General features: G+C 61.2%; 13 protein-coding genes. 2 read left to right on the top strand and 11 right to left on the bottom strand.

Going from position 1 to position 14,820, the window contains the following annotated elements; all coding sequences use genetic code 11:
- Positions 1–478: 478 nt before the first annotated feature.
- Genes BMY73_RS06525 through BMY73_RS06545 form a run of 5 tightly spaced genes read right to left on the bottom strand, consistent with a single transcriptional unit; the run spans position 479 to position 6,444 of the window.
- The gene (locus BMY73_RS06525) at positions 479–1,909 is read right to left on the bottom strand and encodes a DUF2723 domain-containing protein (RefSeq protein ID WP_092405888.1); all 1,431 of its coding nucleotides are present in this window, start codon (positions 1,907–1,909) and stop codon (positions 479–481) included.
- Positions 1,910–1,935: 26 nt separating this feature from the next.
- Entirely contained in the window at positions 1,936–2,934 is a 999-nt protein-coding gene (locus tag BMY73_RS06530) for a lysylphosphatidylglycerol synthase transmembrane domain-containing protein (protein ID WP_092405889.1), read from the bottom strand.
- Positions 2,931–3,683, bottom strand: coding sequence for an SDR family oxidoreductase (locus BMY73_RS06535; protein ID WP_062387573.1), 753 nt, complete (start codon positions 3,681–3,683; stop codon positions 2,931–2,933). Before BMY73_RS06535 ends, BMY73_RS06530 begins: the two co-directional genes overlap by 4 nt.
- The gene (locus BMY73_RS06540; protein ID WP_092405890.1) at positions 3,680–4,996 is read right to left on the bottom strand and encodes an FAD-binding oxidoreductase; all 1,317 of its coding nucleotides are present in this window, start codon (positions 4,994–4,996) and stop codon (positions 3,680–3,682) included. Before BMY73_RS06540 ends, BMY73_RS06535 begins: the two co-directional genes overlap by 4 nt.
- The gene (locus tag BMY73_RS06545) at positions 4,993–6,444 is read right to left on the bottom strand and encodes a UbiA family prenyltransferase (RefSeq protein ID WP_092405891.1); all 1,452 of its coding nucleotides are present in this window, start codon (positions 6,442–6,444) and stop codon (positions 4,993–4,995) included. Before BMY73_RS06545 ends, BMY73_RS06540 begins: the two co-directional genes overlap by 4 nt.
- Positions 6,445–6,741: 297 nt before the next feature.
- Between BMY73_RS06545 and norR the strand changes: the two genes are divergently transcribed.
- On the top strand, positions 6,742–8,301 hold the full coding sequence (gene norR, locus BMY73_RS06550; protein ID WP_092405892.1) for a nitric oxide reductase transcriptional regulator NorR: 1,560 nt from the start codon (positions 6,742–6,744) through the stop codon (positions 8,299–8,301).
- A 226-nt stretch (positions 8,302–8,527) separates the two neighbouring features.
- Here the strand turns inward: norR and BMY73_RS06555 are convergent, their stop codons facing one another.
- Entirely contained in the window at positions 8,528–8,716 is a 189-nt protein-coding gene (locus BMY73_RS06555; protein WP_139214125.1) for a hypothetical protein, read from the bottom strand.
- A gap of 76 nt (positions 8,717–8,792) precedes the next feature.
- Positions 8,793–10,238, bottom strand: coding sequence for an MFS transporter (locus BMY73_RS06560; RefSeq protein WP_062387522.1), 1,446 nt, complete (start codon positions 10,236–10,238; stop codon positions 8,793–8,795).
- A gap of 116 nt (positions 10,239–10,354) precedes the next feature.
- On the opposite strand from BMY73_RS06560, the gene BMY73_RS06565 reads away from it, so the two are divergent.
- A complete protein-coding gene (locus tag BMY73_RS06565) occupies positions 10,355–11,674 on the top strand; it encodes an Nramp family divalent metal transporter (protein WP_092405893.1) in 1,320 nt (439 codons plus the stop codon).
- Positions 11,675–11,877: 203 nt separating this feature from the next.
- On the opposite strand, the gene BMY73_RS06570 is transcribed toward BMY73_RS06565, so the two are convergent.
- The 4 genes from BMY73_RS06570 to ehuC all read right to left on the bottom strand — a co-directional run bounded on the left by BMY73_RS06570 (position 11,878) and on the right by ehuC (position 14,746).
- A complete protein-coding gene (locus BMY73_RS06570; RefSeq protein WP_062387515.1) occupies positions 11,878–12,336 on the bottom strand; it encodes a DUF2214 family protein in 459 nt (152 codons plus the stop codon).
- A 213-nt stretch (positions 12,337–12,549) separates the two neighbouring features.
- The gene (ehuA, locus tag BMY73_RS06575; RefSeq protein ID WP_092406151.1) at positions 12,550–13,344 is read right to left on the bottom strand and encodes an ectoine/hydroxyectoine ABC transporter ATP-binding protein EhuA; all 795 of its coding nucleotides are present in this window, start codon (positions 13,342–13,344) and stop codon (positions 12,550–12,552) included.
- A gap of 86 nt (positions 13,345–13,430) precedes the next feature.
- Positions 13,431–14,090, bottom strand: coding sequence for an ectoine/hydroxyectoine ABC transporter permease subunit EhuD (ehuD, locus tag BMY73_RS06580; RefSeq protein WP_062387512.1), 660 nt, complete (start codon positions 14,088–14,090; stop codon positions 13,431–13,433).
- A complete protein-coding gene (gene ehuC / locus BMY73_RS06585) occupies positions 14,087–14,746 on the bottom strand; it encodes an ectoine/hydroxyectoine ABC transporter permease subunit EhuC (protein WP_062387510.1) in 660 nt (219 codons plus the stop codon). The genes ehuD and ehuC overlap by 4 nt, the downstream gene beginning before the upstream one ends.
- Positions 14,747–14,820: the final 74 nt, after the last annotated feature.

The following is a 14,820-nucleotide window of genomic DNA, read 5'->3' on the forward strand; positions in this document are numbered from 1 at the left end:
GAGGAACGAGGGCCCAACCAGGAGCCGGGCACTTTTGGTTACTTTTGGTGCCTTTTCAAAAGTGACCCGCCGGAGGGGCGGAAAGGTGATTCGGCCCCACCCCAGGAAATGGATCTGCCCACCCTCCCAATGCCAAACCCAACAAACCCAACAAACCCACCAACCGCGAACCTCAAAACAGTAAGCAGATCAGAAGCGAGATCAGAGGCAGACCGCTGCGTCGCTTTTGATTCTGCCGGAGGAGTAGGACGTGCCGGGGTGGCGCTCCACGTTGTCCCGCGATCTGCCGGGCACCGGCAGCAGACCCGGCTGATGCGGTCTTTCTGACCCACCGGGTTGCCTGACGTTACTGCCGCTTCGCGCCAGATCGCGGGACAAGCCACGCTCCTACCACGCCCTCCGGGTAGGCGCGTTCCTGCGGCCAGAATCAAACGCCTGAAACGTGTCGCTCACCCCTTCGTGCAGAAGCATGTCCGGGCTACTTGGCCCTTAACTCGTACCCCACCGGCAACGTCTGCAAATCAAACCGGCCAGCAATCACGTCGCAGTAGCTGGTGCGCGCCAGGTACGCGCCCGGGCCTTTCAGGTAGGCGTCGATGTTTTGCACTTCCTCACACAGCTCGAACGTCCGGTTCTGCAACAGGCCCGCCGCCTGGGCCGAGCGCAGGGCGCCGTTGGGGGTCCAGTCGGAGATGATCAGCGCGCCTTGCGGGGCGGATTTTTCATAGCTGAGGACAAACTGCTCGGCGGAGCGGTCACGCAAGTAAGGCGCCATGAAATAGTGAATGTCATCCCTGAAGGGCAACGCTTCCTTGTGCGTCGGCAGGTCGATGACGCCACTGGAATAGATTGCAAAGACCGCAAGGATGGTCACCGGCGCAGCCAGCGGTGCAGCGTTCACCAGCGGGGCCGCTGCGGTGCGTTGCAGCAGCGCTTGCAACTGCATCACACCAATGACGCTCAACAACACAGCCCCTGGCAGAAAAAAGGTGAACCGGTCGGTGACGTTATACGAAACCGCGAAGATGAAGTTCATCATCGCCGCCCACCACAACAGGCGCAGTTTCGGGTTTTTGGGAAACATCACCAACCCCACCACTTGTGGCCCGATCAGCGACAGCATCATCAGCGCCACCGAGTTCTTCTCGTGCCACATGTCATCGAAGCGGAACAGCGACCCTTGCCAGCTCTGCTCAGCGGTTCTGTCAGGGATACCGATCAGGTAACGATGCCCGATGTCGTAGAGGCTGACACCGGCGTGCAGCTCGTTGGCGATACCCGGAAACGCCACGCTGAAGCCCAGGGCAAAACCCGGCAACGTGATCAGCATGCGCCACTTGTGCTGCCACAGCAGTTGCACGTACAGCGGAAACAGCACGATGAAGGTCAGTTGATGAATCGCCCCGGCGAGGCCGGTCAGCATGCCGATCAGGAACAGCTTCTGCAGCGCGCCCAGCCTGAACTTTTCGTCGAAATGCAGCATGTACGCCAGCGTCACCAACACCACGTGGAGGATGTACACCTCCGCTTTGGTCGAGACCCAGAACACGCAATGACACAGGATCGCGGCGGCAGCGCAAAGCAGCGCAAGCTGCGTCGTGGCGCCAACGCCCTTTGCCAGCCGGTAGATCGCCCACGCCAATGGAATCAGCAGCAGCGAGTTCATGAAGCTCAGCACCAAGGGACCGAAACCGGCATACAGCGCAGTGGTCACGAACAGGTAAAGCGGATGGTCCAGCGGGCCGAGCGTCTGGCTGAAATACACGCCTTGCGCGGCATCGGCCAGGAACACGCCATTGTCCATCCATTGAATGGGCCCGCTTGATGCCAGAAAACTGGCGATGATTGCCCCGATCACCAGCAGCAGGGGAATCACTGTCGCTGCTCGATTACGTACTGCTGCCACCATGAACTGCACTCCTGTCCCTGTTTTACTCATGAATCGTGTGATTGAAGCGGTTGGCTTTCCGGCGTTTTCTCGCCATTGAGCTTGAACAACATCAGGGCGCCGATGGCCACGGCGAACCACAGCGTGGCAAGGCGGATCAACACGGTGGCGGCCACCGCGTCGGCACTGCTCATGCCTTTCCAGACCAGCAGGCCGACCATCACCGCTTCCGCGCCACCCAGGCCACCCGGCATGAAGCTGACGGCCCCGGCCAACATTGCAAGCGCATAGACGAACACCGCGAATGTCAGCGGAATGTCGGCGCCCATCCATTTCAGAATCCAGTCAAAGGCCAGGGCTTCGGCACTCCAGGCGATTACGCTCAGGATCGTCAGGCCGAACATCAGGCGCAGTCGATGACACTGTTGTGCGTGCAGCAACACCTGCAGCAGGTGGCGAAGCAGGCCCATGACTTTGCCGCCCCCAGTCGGCACACTCCGGGTCAGGCGTTCGAGCAAGCGCCGCTGCGACAGCACCAGTAGACCGACCATTACCAGTGCGACGCCCACCACGATCATGGGCAGCGCTTCGGGGTACAGCGACAGGCCAAACAGCGTCAGCAGCACCACCGCGAACAGGTCCGACAGGCGCTCGCTGAAGAACGCCGCGAAGCTCTGCGGATAAGGCACCCCCCAACGCTTGAGGAGGACGCCGCGCAACGCTTCACCGGCTTTTCCGGGCGTCGTGGTCAAGGCGAATCCGGCAAGGTAAATGTTCAGGCTAGGGCGCCAGGGCATGGGGTGGCCGAGTACCCTGAGGTAAGTTTGCCAGCGCATGAAACGCAGGCCGTAGTTGACCGAGGACATGAACAGCGCAATGACGATGCCGACCAGACCGACTTCGCTGACCGCCGCGCCGACCGCGTGCCAGCCGCCCCAGAGCGAAAAGCCCAGATAGCCCAGCGCTGACCCGACCACCGACAGCAACACCGCCCGGTAACGCCAGCCCGACAAGTGCGACCGTTCGTGAGCATCAACGGGGTTCACAGGTTGAGCCTCTTGAACAGCGGCTGCGGGATGGAGCGAATGACCAGCATGATCAAGGCCCAGAATCCGGGTGCGTAAAGGGTCGGCACTTTGTTGGCGATGCCTTTGACGATCCGTTGGGCAACCTGTGCCGGTTGCGCCAGCAGTGCGGCGGGCAGAGACAGGCCTTGGGTCATCGGGGTATCGACGAACCCCGGTTTGATCGTGGTGACGTGAACGCCGACCTTGAACAGGCGCGCCTGCAAACCTTCGCAATAGGTCGACACGGCGGCCTTGGCGCTGCCATACAGATAATTCGAAGGCCGTCCGCGATCGGCTGCCACCGACGAGATGATCGCCAGACTGCCGCACCGCTGGGTTTCGAACTGCATCGCCAGGCAGGTCAGCAGGGCGATCACCGAGGTGCAGTTGTTGGCGAACTCGCGCAACGCGAGGTTCACGTCGCGCTCACAGGCTTTCTGGTCGGGCAGGGTGCCGTGGGCGATCAACGCGATGTCGATCTGGCCGAGGGCCGTCAGGCATCGCCCGAGCATCAGCGGATGAGCGTCGATGTCGTTGGCGTCCATCTCGTGCAGGGTCACGTTCTTCGCACCGCGCGACTTGAGGTCCGCGGCGGTCTGCTGCAGTTTGTCGACGTTGCGCGCGACGAGGAAAAAATCGCTGCCTTCACTGGCCCACAACCGGGCGCAGGCGCTGGCAATGGCCGAGGTTGCGCCGATGATCAGCACTTTTTTCGATGCGTTTGTCATGACAGTACGCGGCTCCAGAAACGGGACATCAGGGCGGGATCGCGCAGCGCTTCCAGTCGCTCCCAGGCAGGGTATGCCTGACGAAAGTCCGCGCCGCTCATATGGGCATCCTTGGCCGGATACAAGCGGCCTCCCGCCGCCCGGACGATGTCGTCCAGACGCGGGAATACAACGTTTTCCAGGTGCTCGCTCTGCGCAAAGTCCAGCGCCAGTGACGTGCCCGGCATCGGAAACGACAGCAGGCCCGGCGAAGCCACGTCACCGCAGCGCTTGAGCACGGCGAGAAACGAGCCCTGGCCTGAATCGGCAATGGCCCGCAACAGTTCACCCATCGCAGGCTCGGCATTGGCCGTTGGAATCACGCATTGATACTGCTGAAAGCCCCGACGACCGTAGATGCGGTTCCAATGCAGGATCCGGTCGAGCGGGTAGAAAAACGGCTCGTAAGCACTGCGTCCAACCGTCCTCTGGCTCGGGTGCATGCGCCAATAGAGGTTGTTGAAGGCGCTTAGCGACAGTTTGTTGATCAATGACACCGGCGGTGTGAGCGGCAGGCTGAGCTTTGCCCGCCGACCGACTTCAAGCGAGCCGTATTGCGCGTGGTCACCGACGATGAATACCCCACGTCCGGTGTCGGCACCTTTGGCCAGACAGTCGACCCAGGCCACGCTGTATTCATGTTGGTCGTCGAGTTCGTGGGACAGGCTGAAGAACTCCGCCAGGTTGGCGAAACGCACCGTCGTGGTGTCGATCTGGCTGGTGCGGATCGGCATCAACTGAAGTTGTGCCCAGTGAATGACCCCGGTCAGCCCCAGCCCGCCAATGCTTGCTGAAAACAGCGACGCGTTGACACTGGGCGAACAGACCACTTCCGGCTGGCCGTGGCGCAACAGGCCGAAGCTGCGAACATGGCGGCCAAAGGTACCGCGTACATGGTGGTTCTTGCCGTGCACATCGTTGGCGATGGCGCCGCCGACCGTGGCGTATTGAGTGCCCGGCGTCACCGGCAAAAACCAGCCGCGAGGGATGGCCACCGTCAGCACGTCGGCGAGCGTGATGCCGGCCTCGACCTTGAGCAGGCCTGTGTCCCAATCCGCGTCGATCAACCGATCCAGCGAGCGCATGTGCAGGACTTGATCACTGGACGCCAGGCAACTGTCGCCGTAACTGCGGCCGTTGCCATAGGGCAGGCTGGTGCTGTGCTCGCCAATCACCTTGTCCAGGTGCGTGGGCAGGTCGTCCAGCCACACGCAACTGTGACCTCGCTGCGGATTGTCGGGAAAGCGGCCCCAGGAATACAGCGGTGCGCTCATGCGGCAATCCAGAACATCAGGAGGAATACGGCGCCGATCACCTGGCTGGTGCGGTCACGGATCGCGAACACCACCGGGTCTTCGTTCATCTGGCCACGATGGGTCAGCATCCATACGCGGGTCACCCAGAACAGCAGCAACGGGCAGGCCAGCCAGATGAGGTGCGGGGTGACGTACAGGGCCGTGGTCTTGGCATCCTGGATGTACAGCGCCAGAACCATCACCGCCAGGTACCCCGACGAGGCCCCCAGCGAGGCGATCATGTCCAGGTCTCCCGGGTAGTAACCACGACCGCGGGCCATGGTGGTGACTTCACGCACTCGCGCATCGCGTAATTCGGCGTAGCGTTTGACCATGGCGAGGCTGAGGAAGATGAACATTGAAAACGCGAGGATCCAGAAGGTCAGCGTCAGGTTGAATGCCGCGACCCCGGCGATGATTCGAGAGGTGTACAGCATGGCCAGCACGATCACGTCCACGGCCATCAGGCGTTTGAGTTGCAGCGAATAGGCGAGGGTCAGGCCGTAGTACGCCGCCATGACCGCTGAGAATTGCCACGGCAGAAGCAACAGCGCTGCGCCGAAGGCCGCGAGCAACAGCGTCGGCACGGCGATCAGCCCGGCCTTGATCGACAGGCGGCCGCTGGCGAAAGGACGATTGCATTTGCTCTTGTGGTGTCGGTCGTCGCCCAGGTCCAGCAAATCATTGAGGATGTAAACGCTGGAGGCGCAGAGGCCGAAGCACAAGAAGGCGAAGACACCGTCCCGCATCAGGTCAAACTGGGTGAATCGATGAGACGCCAGCAAGGGCACGAAGATCAGCGCGTTCTTCAGCCACTGGTGCAAGCGCGTCGCCCTGCGCCAGTCACGCAGGCTGGCGGTGTTGGTGCGCAGGGTCGGCTCGACTTGAGTCATTGCCTTGACGCGCCGTTCCACGCCGGGATCCGGGTTGACCACGTAGGCCTGGCGCGAAACAGTCCAGATCGGCAAATCATCTTTTGAGTTGCCGATGTAGTCGAAGCCGCCTTCGCCATAATGTGCAACCAAGAGGTCGCGCTTATTATTGCCGGACAAGTTTCGGTTGGCATTGGAAGCCAATACCAGGTCGAATAACTGCAAATGCTCGGCAATACGCTCGGCAAGACTTACATGGCTCGCCGTGGCAAGTACAATCATCCGCCCGGTGGCTTTCTCGGCATTGATCAGCTCAATGATCTGCGGGTCGTATGGCAGCACGGAGACGTCGATCTGCGTCTCCAGCGCAAGGCCTTCCTTGAGCGCGGCTTTGCCCTTGAGCAGCCAGCCCAGCAGCTTGAACACCTTCAATGGCTGGCTTCTGACGAAAGCCATCGCCGTTTCCATGAGCAGATCGGAACGCAGCAGCGTTCCGTCCAGATCAACTACCAAGGGTGGGAAAGTCTCTTGAACTCTTCCCTGAATTCTTGCCATGTCGAATGCTCCGTAGCGAGTCGACACGACTATAAACAAAAACTTTTTTTCACAACTTCATTTAAATTAACCGACCCGCCAAACCCCGGCGTTCGGTTGGCGTCAGAATAAAACGGCCTTCCAGTACCGTGTTATTCGCCTCATTCGTTTCAGTTTTGCAACACCCTGCGGCGGTTAATTGGCGACTGATCACTGACTGTGAAGACGGCCGCTGGCCGCTGTCGTTTTAACCTGAGCCGGTGTCATAATGACCGCGTTTTTGCCTTCCTGATCTGGATCGCTGTGTCTGGAGTCCGCATGACCCATCCCTTGTTACTGGCGCTTGTCCCTCTGGTGGCCGACCTGTCTCGTGACCTTCCGGATGACGAACGCTACCGCCGTCTTCTGCGCTCGTTGCGTCAGCTGTTGCCGTGTGATGCCGTGGCCCTGCTCAAGCTTGAGGGCGATGCGTTCGTGCCGCTGTCGGTCGAGGGGCTGAGCCCGGACACGTTGGGGCGCCGCTTCCGACTGGGCGAACACCCGCGTCTGGACATCATTTCGCAAAACCGCGAGCCGACGCGCTTCTCTACTGACTGCGACTTGCCGGACCCCTATGACGGGCTGGTGGAGGGGCTGCACGGGCAACTGGAAGTTCATGACTGTCTGGGCTGTCCTTTGTATGTGCAGGACACCCTGTGGGGGTTGATCACGCTGGACTCGCTGGACCCCTCCCGTTTTGGCAGCGTCGATCTGGACAACCTGCAAGCGTTTGCCAGTCTGGCGTCGGCCACGGTCATGGCCAGTGAGCGCATCAATCAGTTGGCGCGCAGTTTCGAAGACCAGCGGCAACTGACCGAGGTCTACAAGCGGGCGGCGGGTGGGCGAGGGCCGCGTGAGCTGATCGGACAGAGCGCGGTGCATAGGCGCCTGCAACAAGAGATCCAGTTGGTGGGCAACAGCCCGTTGACCGTTCTCATTACCGGAGAGACGGGTGTCGGCAAGGAACTGGTCGCCGAGGCCATTCACCTGCAATCCCCCCGCGCACAGAAACCGCTGATCAGCCTGAACTGCGCCGCGTTGCCCGAGATGCTGGTCGAGAGCGAGCTGTTCGGGCACGTCAAAGGCGCCTTTTCGGGCGCCGTGAGTGGGCGAAGCGGCAAGTTCGAGCTCGCCGATGGCGGCTCGATCTTTCTGGATGAGGTCGGGGAGTTGCCACTGCCGGTGCAGGCCAAGCTGCTGCGGGTGTTGCAGAGCGGGCAATTGCAGCGCGTCGGTTCCGATCAGGAGCATCGTGTTGACGTGCGCATCATCGCGGCGACCAACCGTGACCTCGCCGAAGAAGTCCGGGCCGGGCGTTTCCGCGCCGACCTCTATCACCGCTTGAGCGTGTACCCGTTGGTGGTCCCGCCCTTGCGCGAGCGTGGCCGCGATGCCTTGCTGTTGGCCGGTTACTTTCTGGAAGAGAACCGCGCACGGATGGGATTGCGCAGCCTGCGCATAAGCCCCGAGGCGCAGAAGGTGCTGCTGGCGTATCCGTGGCCGGGCAACGTCCGCGAGCTGGAGCATTTGATCAGCCGTGCCGTCCTCAAGGCGCTGTCCCGTCACGCGCAACGGCCGCGCATCCTCACCATCGAGCCAGAGGCGCTCGGGCTGGATGAAGGTGTGCAGATTCCGGCCCCAATGCCGGCAGTGCTCGCAGACGCTTCACCGGTGGTCAAGCCGGGGGAAGGGCTGAAGGAGACCGTCGATGCATTTCAGGCGGTGGTCATCAACGACGCGTTGGCACGCCATCAGGGCAAATGGGCCGAGGTCGCGCGCGAGTTGAAACTGGATCGTGCGAACCTCAGCCGGCTGGCAAAGCGGTTGGGTATTCGTTAGGCGCATTCTCTCCAGACACCATGACGGGTGCCTTCAACCGCCGAATCGGAACGACGCGAACCCTGTGGGAGACGTCCGAGGTTACGAGGGCAGCGAAGGCGGAGGGGCATTCAGCATTGATGTCGCTGACCCACCGCGTTCGTCGGAATGCCGCCCAGACCAAGCTCACTCCTATAGGGCCGCAAGCAGTTGAATTATCGGCAGGGTGCCGTTGCTTTGAAGATGCTCAGTGTTCCGGTCGGGTATGGAAATCCCCTTTCTCCGGGACCATCTCGGTGCCTGGCTCGAAGCCTGTCTCGGGATTGCAGCCCTCGTCGACGGGGTCGCAGTCGGTCTCCACCGGGTCGGGAACCGTTTCCGGAAATGTCACGTCCTGTACGTCTGCGTCAGGGTTTTCGGGGCGTGAACCGCTCATGATCTCCTCCAGCCAAAGGTGACAAGGGTAGGAGGAGTCAAGCACATCCTGGCCCCGGTCGTGGGATAAAAAAACATCAGCGATGGGCAATGTCTTCCAGTGCCAGGTTGCGCGTCCGTGGACCGAAGGCACCGATGGTGATGATCACGATCAGCATGCTGATGACGATGAATGTCAGCACCCCTGGCGTGCCGAAGTGGTCGAGAAACAGACCGATCAGCAGGCTGCTGAACACCGTGGACAGTCGGCTGAACGAGTAGCAGAACCCCACCGCGCGGGCGCGGATGTTGGTGGGAAAGAGTTCGCTCTGATACGAGTGATACGCAAAGCTCAGCCAGGCGTTGCAGAACGTGATCATCACGCCGCAGACAATCAGTCCTGCCGCGGAGCTTTGCTGGGCAAACAGGGTGCCGAAGATCATGGCGCCCAGAGCGGAGCCGACGATCTGCCATTTGTTCTCGAAACGGTTGGCGAACTTCACGAACAGCAAAGGGCCCAGCGGGTAGGCGAGGGTGATGATGAAGGCATACGCCAGACTGTGGGTCACGCTCACGCCTTGCCCCGAAAGCAGCGCGGGGAGCCAGTTGCCGAAGCCGAAGAAACCGATGGCCTGAAACACATGGAACACGATCAGCATCAGGGCTCGGCGGCGATAGGGCGGTTGCCAGATATCGGCGAAGCGGCCTTTGCCTTCCACCGCAACGTTGTGCGTTTCCGGCTCGTCCAGCGCCTTGCCGTGGTCTTTCACGCAGCGGGCTTCGAGGTCATCCATGATCTTCTCGGCTTCGGCGAACCGCCCATGCTGCGCCAGCCAGCGGGGCGACTCGGGCAAGCGCGAGCGCAGCCACCAGATGAACAGCGCGAACACCGCGCTGGCCAGCACCACGAAGCGCCAACCGGCAATCCCGAACGGGTCTTGCGGCACCAGCCACCAGGACATCAGCGCCACCGAGGGCACCGACAGAAACTGGACGAAGAACGCAAACGCGAACGCCGAACTGCGCATGCGTTTGGGCACGAGCTCCGACAGGTAGGCATCGATGGTCACCAGCTCGATGCCCAGGCCGATGCCCACCAGAAAGCGCATGCAGATGATGCCCAACGCCGAGGTCTGCATACCCATCAGCACGGTGGCCAGGGTGTACCAGATCAGCGCGAAGGTGAAAATGGCGCGGCGACCGAAGCGGTCGGCGATCGGGCTGAGCAAGCTGGCGCCGAGGAACAGGCCCAGAAAGGTCGCCGAGGCAAAGGCTGCCTGATCGGAGAAACCGAAAACGCCTTGCGCACCGGTCGCAAAAAGGCCGGCGCGAATCAGACCGGGACTGATGTAGGCGGTCTGGAACAAGTCGTACAGTTCGAAGAACCCGCCAATGGAGAGCAGCGCGACCAGCTTCCAGATCGTGGCCACGGCGGGCAGACGGTCAATGCGGGCGGAGATCAGTGCGGCGCGAACCGGGTCGACGCCATCGGTGGGTTTTTGTGGGGCATCAGCGGTGCCAAAGGCTTGGGAAGGTGAGGACATTTATTGTTTTCCAGATCCGTGGGACGACGCATGTTAGAGCTTTTACAGAGATTCAAGACAAAACATTTCTACGAGTTTAAGCTTCGCGGCTGATGAATTGCATTCGCCGGACTCCCGTGAAATACAGACTCCCGACCACCGCAACCGCTCCGTTCTGCCCCTCGGCCGTGACTGACAGCGTGGCCATCCCGGCCAACGCCTCCTTTCTTCGCAAATTGATGTTGTTCGTCGGCCCCGGCCTGCTGATCTCCATCGGCTACATGGACCCCGGCAACTGGGCCACGGCAATCGAAGCAGGCTCGCGCTTCGGTTATGCATTGCTGTTCGTGGTGGTCTTAGCCAGCTTGTCGGGCATGGTCTTGCAGAACCTGTGTTCGCGACTGGGCATCGCCACCGGCCGCGACCTCGCCCAACTGTCCGCCGAGCGCTACAGCCATCGGGTAGGGATGGGCCAATGGATGCTCGCCGAGCTGTCGATCCTGGCGACCGACCTGGCCGAAGTGCTCGGCGCGGCGCTGGCATTTCACTTGTTGCTGGGGGTGTCGATCACCACGGGCGTGGCGTTGACTGCCTTCGATACGGTGATCGTGCTCGCCCTTCAGGGCGCCAACTTTCGCCGTCTGGAAGCTATCGTGATGGGCCTGATCGCGACCATCGCCACCTGCTTCTTTATCGAACTGGTGCTGATCAAACCGTTCTGGCCGGACGTCGCCGCGGGTCTGAAACCGTCATGGGATGTACTGAGTCAACAGGAGCCTCTGTACATTGCCATCGGTATTCTGGGCGCCACCGTCATGCCGCATAACCTGTATCTGCACTCATCGGTGGTACAGACCCGGGTCAACGGCACATCGGTGGAGAGCAAGGCCAGTGCGATTCGCTATGCGCGGGTCGACACGATTGCTTCGTTGAGCATGGCGCTGGTGATCAACGCCGCGATCCTGATCCTCGCCGCTGCGGCGTTCCATGGGACCGGTCATGCGGATGTGGTGGAAATCCAGGATGCTTATCACCTGCTCGACCCGTTGGTGGGTGGCGCGCTTGCCAGCGTGCTGTTCGGTGTCGCGTTGCTGGCAGCGGGGCAGAGCTCGACGTTTACTGGCACCATCGCCGGTCAGGTCGTACTTGAAGGTTTCCTCAAGACCAAGATTCCCTGCTGGCAGCGCCGCCTGATCACCCGCGCACTGGCATTGATCCCGGCGCTGGCTGGCGTCATCTGGTTCGGCGACGGCGCGGTGGGCAGGATGCTGGTGCTCAGCCAGGTCGTGCTCAGCCTGCAACTGCCCTTCGCCTTGTGGCCCCTGATTCGCTTCACCAGCGACAAACAACTGATGGGCCCGTTCGCCAACAATGCCCTGACCAAAACATTGGCCTGGGGCCTGTTCGGCCTGATCTCGGCCGCGAACCTGGCGTTGATGTTTTTCTGGGTGAGCTGAGACGGGCTGATCGTTCCCGCGCTCCGCGTGGCGACGCCAGTACGGACGGTCTGCTTCCCAGGCGCGTTGACGCAGAGCGTCAGGGGCTGCATGCCCACGCAGAGCGTGGGCACGATCAATGTTTTTCTGGGCGAGTTGATCGTTCCCACGCTCCGCGTGGTAACGCCGCTCCGGACGCTCCGCGTCCTCAGCAAACGGCGTCATCAGCTCAACAGAATTCCGCGCGCCATTCCGGTCGCGGCGATCACGATGACCACCATCAATGCCGCTTCCATGTGGCTGATCCGCGCGAAACGTCTTGAGCGTGAGGTGTCGATGGGCTGGTTTCGCTTGAACGCGATGCGCCATTTGATCAGGGCGAACATCGGCACGACTTCCAGCGCGAGAATCGCGACGAATGCCGTCATTTTCAGATGAAACAGCGGCTGATGCAGGTAGTAGAACGAGCCTTTTTCCAGTCCGCCAAAGGCCCGAAACGCACCGGTGATCAGCAGTATGCCGGCCGACACGCCCCAGATGTTGTCGACCACGAACACATCGCGAAAAGAGCGCGGGTCGTCGGTGCGCAGTCGCCGCAACGCCCGTCCCCGCGCCAGAACCGCCGCCAGTGCGAAGCCGAATGCCAACACGTGCAACGCAGCCACAACCCATTTGATGAGCATGGTTCATCTCCCCCGAGCGATGTCTAAAGCAAGCGTCAACAGAGCAAGCTTAGCGGGTGATTGAGGTTATGCCCTGTGGCGGCCTGCCCAATGTCGTTATTGAAAGGGTCTGATGCAAATCGTTGTCATCTGTCATGTTTGGCGGCACTCCGCTCGCGACTCGCGGGGGCGAAATCGCGCTAAAAGCCGAAACGCCACACCCTGACATTTCGCTCAGTTCGCCTCTTTCACTGCGCTCAGGAATGCGCGCGTCCGTTCCTGTTGTGGGTTCTCGAAAATCTGCGACGGCGAACCCTGCTCGTGGATCTGTCCCTTGTAGAAGAAGCACACCCGATCAGCGAACTCCCGCGCAAACCCCATCTGGTGAGTGACCATCAGCATGGTCAGCTTGTGCTCGGCGCCGAGCTTGCGAATCACGTTGAGCACTTCGCCGCAGAGCTCGGGGTCGAGGGCCGAAGTGACCTCGTCAAACAGCATCACCTTGGGGCGCATCGCCAGTGCGCGGGCGATGGCGACACGTTGTTGCTGACCGCCGGAAAGCTGCGAAGGGTAATGATCGAACTTGGCGCCCAGACCGACCAGTTCCAGCAGGTCGGCGGCGCGCTCGCGGGCTTCCTTGGCATTGATGCCCAGCACATGCACGGGTGCTTCGATGACGTTCTGCAACGCCGTCATGTGCGGGAACAGGTTGAAACTCTGGAACACCATGCCGATCTTGCCGCGCACCTTGCGTATGTGCCGGTCGTTGGCCGGGACCAGCAGCCCGCCGCGACCCGGCATGTGTGTGAGGGACTCACCATCGACGTAAATCTGCCCTTCGTCGATGCCTTCCAGTGTCATCAACACGCGCAGCAGGGTGGATTTGCCCGAGCCGCTGGGGCCGATGATGGCGACTTTCTCGCCAGGTGCAACGTCCAGGTTGAGGGTGTCCAGCACGGTGAAGTTGCCGTAACGCTTGGTCACGTCCTTGAAACTCACCAGAGGCTGGGCCGTGTCGGGCAGGGGCATGGCGTGGGCCTCATGTGGGTGCGCAATCGGCGAGCGCTGTTGAAGGTGCGCGAACGAGGCCGATGCGTTGGATACGGTAGAAGTCATTAGCGTAGCTCCAGGCGCAATTCGAGGCGCCGTACCAGATAGGCCAGAACGATGCTCAAAGCCAGGAAGAACAGGCCGACGAGGGTGATCGGCTCCAGATAACGGAAGCTTTCCGATCCAATGTTTTTCGCCTGCTGCATGATCTCCACCACTGTGATCGCGGACAGTACCGGCGTGTCCTTGAGCATGGCGATCAGGTAGTTGCCCAGCGGCGGCAGGATCGGCCGGAACGCCTGGGGCAGGATGATGTTGCGGTAGGCGATGTAGGGCGTCATGTTCAATGCCGTCACCGCTTCCCATTGAGCGCGAGGAACGGCGTCCAGGCCGCTGCGATAGACCTCGGCGATGTAGCAGGCGTAATGCACGCCGATGCCGATGATGCCCACTTGCATCGCGCTCATGCTGACCCCGTAGTTGGGCAGCACGTAGTACAGGAAGTACACCTGAATCAGCAGCGGCGTGCTGCGAATGAACTCGATCACCAGTGTGGTTGGCCAGGACAGCCAGTAGTGTTTGCTGCGACGCCCGATGGCCAGGAACAGGCCGAGCACGATGGCGATCAGGAAACCGATCAGGGTGATGCCCAGCGTGTTGAGGGAGGCGCGCAACAGCTCCGGAAGGAGCTGCATCGCGTACGGCCAGTCAAAGAAGTTCTTCATGACAGACCTCCGCGCATCCGGCCCCGGCTCAAGCGGCCCTCTAGACGACGCATCGCGAAGTTGATCAGCTGCGCCATAACAAAATACATGATCAGCGCCAGGCTGAAAATCTTCAGGGTTTCGAAGGTGGCCTGATCGAGCTGGCGTGCACGAAAGCTCAGGTCCGACAGGGTGATCAGTGACACCAGTGACGTGTTTTTCAGCAGTTCGATCAGCAAGTTGGTGCCCGGAGGAATCGCTGCCAGCAGGGCCTGCGGAAGGATGATCCGGCGAAAGCGCGTGTAGGTCGTGAAGTTCAGCGCCACCGAGGCTTCATATTGGCCTTTGGCGACCGAGCTGATAGCGCCACGCATCACCTCGGCCCCGTAAGCGCCGATGTGCAGCCCCAGGCCGACGATTGCGACCGCGAACGGGCTCATCTCGACATTGAAGGGTGGAAGTGGCAGCACGAAGAACAGCCAGAACAACTGCACCAACAACGATGTGCCCCGAAACAGTTCGATGTAGGCGATGGAGAACCAGCGCACCGGCAGCCAGGGCGACATTCGCCCAAGCGCAGCGAGGATCGCGGCGACAATCGCCAGCACCGATCCGTAGAACGTGACCTGGAGGGTGACCCAGGCGCCCTGTAGCAACAACGGTAGTAATTCGCCCATGACTCGACCACTGCTCAGGTTTACGCAGGGAATGGGCGCGGTTCACAGGAGCCGCGCCCGGCGGGATTCAGACC

The organism is Pseudomonas sp. NFACC02, from assembly GCF_900110765.1.
Classification (GTDB): Bacteria; Pseudomonadota; Gammaproteobacteria; order Pseudomonadales; family Pseudomonadaceae; genus Aquipseudomonas.

Excerpts from the sequence above, each read along its gene's own strand:
- BMY73_RS06525 (WP_092405888.1), bottom strand. The coding sequence starts at position 1,909 with ATGGTGGCAGCAGTACGTAATCGAGCAGCGACAGTGATTCCCCTGCTG.
- BMY73_RS06535 (WP_062387573.1), bottom strand. The coding sequence starts at position 3,683 with ATGACAAACGCATCGAAAAAAGTGCTGATCATCGGCGCAACCTCGGCC.
- BMY73_RS06540 (WP_092405890.1), bottom strand. The coding sequence starts at position 4,996 with ATGAGCGCACCGCTGTATTCCTGGGGCCGCTTTCCCGACAATCCGCAG.
- BMY73_RS06545 (WP_092405891.1), bottom strand. The coding sequence starts at position 6,444 with ATGGCAAGAATTCAGGGAAGAGTTCAAGAGACTTTCCCACCCTTGGTA.
- norR (WP_092405892.1), top strand. The coding sequence starts at position 6,742 with ATGACCCATCCCTTGTTACTGGCGCTTGTCCCTCTGGTGGCCGACCTG.
- BMY73_RS06555 (WP_139214125.1), bottom strand. The coding sequence starts at position 8,716 with ATGAGCGGTTCACGCCCCGAAAACCCTGACGCAGACGTACAGGACGTG.
- BMY73_RS06560 (WP_062387522.1), bottom strand. The coding sequence starts at position 10,238 with ATGTCCTCACCTTCCCAAGCCTTTGGCACCGCTGATGCCCCACAAAAA.
- BMY73_RS06570 (WP_062387515.1), bottom strand. The coding sequence starts at position 12,336 with ATGCTCATCAAATGGGTTGTGGCTGCGTTGCACGTGTTGGCATTCGGC.
- ehuA (WP_092406151.1), bottom strand. The coding sequence starts at position 13,344 with ATGCCCCTGCCCGACACGGCCCAGCCTCTGGTGAGTTTCAAGGACGTG.
- ehuD (WP_062387512.1), bottom strand. The coding sequence starts at position 14,090 with ATGAAGAACTTCTTTGACTGGCCGTACGCGATGCAGCTCCTTCCGGAG.
- ehuC (WP_062387510.1), bottom strand. The coding sequence starts at position 14,746 with ATGGGCGAATTACTACCGTTGTTGCTACAGGGCGCCTGGGTCACCCTC.